The sequence below is a fragment of the Phycisphaeraceae bacterium genome (assembly GCA_019636735.1).
Lineage (GTDB): Bacteria > Planctomycetota > Phycisphaerae > Phycisphaerales > SM1A02 > VGXK01.
The window spans coordinates 1-1,746 of record JAHBWY010000030.1; the positions used below are offsets into that span (position 1 = coordinate 1).

General features: G+C 66.3%; 2 protein-coding genes. Both read left to right on the top strand.

The genetic code is table 11. The features are described 5' to 3' along the window. Window positions 1-74 precede the first annotated feature (74 nt). Window positions 75-539, top strand: a complete 465-nt coding sequence (locus KF724_13890; protein MBX3356780.1) for a transposase — start codon at window positions 75-77, stop codon at window positions 537-539. After that, the gene (locus tag KF724_13895; GenBank protein MBX3356781.1) at window positions 536-1,705 is read left to right on the top strand and encodes an IS3 family transposase; all 1,170 of its coding nucleotides are present in this window, start codon (window positions 536-538) and stop codon (window positions 1,703-1,705) included. Before KF724_13890 ends, KF724_13895 begins: the two co-directional genes overlap by 4 nt. Window positions 1,706-1,746 lie beyond the last annotated feature (41 nt).

Here is a 1,746-nt window from a genome sequence, read left to right on the forward strand (position 1 = left end):
CCCTCTGTGCCAACGTCGTGTGAGACGGCCTCCTCTGGAAATGTCTGTACCGAAGGGCGAGAATGGATCCAGACGTGCCCAAGCCATCCCCAGGTCCCGCTCCTGACGACGCCGCTGCCGAGGCTGCCGAAAAGCGCCGCGGCGTGAGCGGTGCCGCCGTCGAGAGCGCGCCGCGCAGAAGGCGCCGCAAGTTCCCCGCATCCGAGAAGCTGCGCATCATCAGGGCAGCTGACGCTGCGCTCGCGAGCGGCAAGCGTGGCGCGCTAGAAGCCCTGCTTCGTAAGGAGGGCATCTACGGCTCGCATCTTTCGACGTGGCGCCAGCAGCTGGGCGCACACGGCATTGAGGGGTTGGCATCGCACAGGCCGGGGCGCAAGCCGAAGCTCGACGACAAGGATCGTGCGCTGCTTGCCGCCGAGAAGCGGAACGCCGTGCTCGAGCGGAAGCTGCGGATCGCTGAGGCGGTCATCGAGCTCCAAAAAAAAGCGCATGCGGTGCTGGGGATCGCGCTACCAAACCTGGACGAGGTCGACTCATGACGCTCGTTGAGCATCGCGATCCAAGCGTCTCGGTTGTGGTGGCGTGTGCCGCGTTGGGCATCAGCCGGGCTACGCTCTATCGCAGCCGCCAACCTGCGCCGTCGCGGGCGAGGTCGACCCAGCGACCACCGAGTCCGCGCCGACTCAGCGAACAGGAGCGGCAGCGGATCCTGGACACCCTGCACGACAGCAAGTTCGCTGACCAACCGCCAGCGGAGGTCTACGCAGCGTTGCTTGAGCGAGGCGAGTACATCGGCTCGATCCGCACGATGTACCGCGTGCTGGCTGAGGCCGGCGAAGTTCGAGAGCGTCGCAACCTGCGCGCGGCCCAGACACACGCAGCCCCGTCGCTTACGGCTACGGCGCCCAACCAGGTGTGGACGTGGGACATCACCAAGCTCGCGACAACCGAGAAGGGAAGGTTCCTCCAGCTCTACGTCATCATTGACCTCTTCAGCCGCTTCGTCGTGGGCTGGTTGCTCGCAGCGAAGGAGTGCAAGCACCTTGCAGCCACGATGCTTGGTGAGGCCATCACACGCCACGGCGTGGAGCCAGGACTCATCGTGCACGCCGACCGCGGCTCGGCGATGAGGAGCGATACGGTCGCCCAGCTCCTTGCGGATCTCGGCGCCTCGCGCAGCTTCAGCCGACCGCGCGTCTCCGACGACAACGCCTTCAGCGAGGCACAATTCAAGACGCTGAAGTACCAGCCCGACTACCCCGTCCGCTTCACCGGTGAGGACCACGCACGTGGCTGGCTCCAACCCTTCTTCGGGTGGCACAACGACGAGCACCATCACGCTGGCCTGGCGCTCTTCACCCCGGCGGACGTCTTCCATGGTCGCGTCGAGCAAGTCGCCGCGCGGCGACAACAGGCGCTCGACGCCGCCTACGCTGCACACCCCGAGCGCTTCCCAAACGGGCCACCAATCGCACGTCGCCCGCCCGATAAGGTTGAGATCAACCCCATCTCGCTGGAAGAAGGCCGCACCGACGGTGGAGGGGCGCAATCGAGACGCAGCCCCGCGCGAGCAGCGACCGATAACATCACCGTCAGCCCCGCTCACCATGCGCCCCTCGACCGGACGGGCGGGCCGTGTGGCTCCACGCCGTGCCCTGTGGACTTCGGTCCCCGCCGCACGGAGCTGAACCACATCGCCTCATAGAATTCGAGTGCCTGCTGTCTCAAACGCGTTGACACGTTCCG

What these genes read in the sequence shown, in the direction of transcription:
- KF724_13895 (MBX3356781.1), top strand. Translation starts at nt 536, where the DNA reads ATGACGCTCGTTGAGCATCGCGATCCAAGCGTCTCGGTTGTGGTGGCG.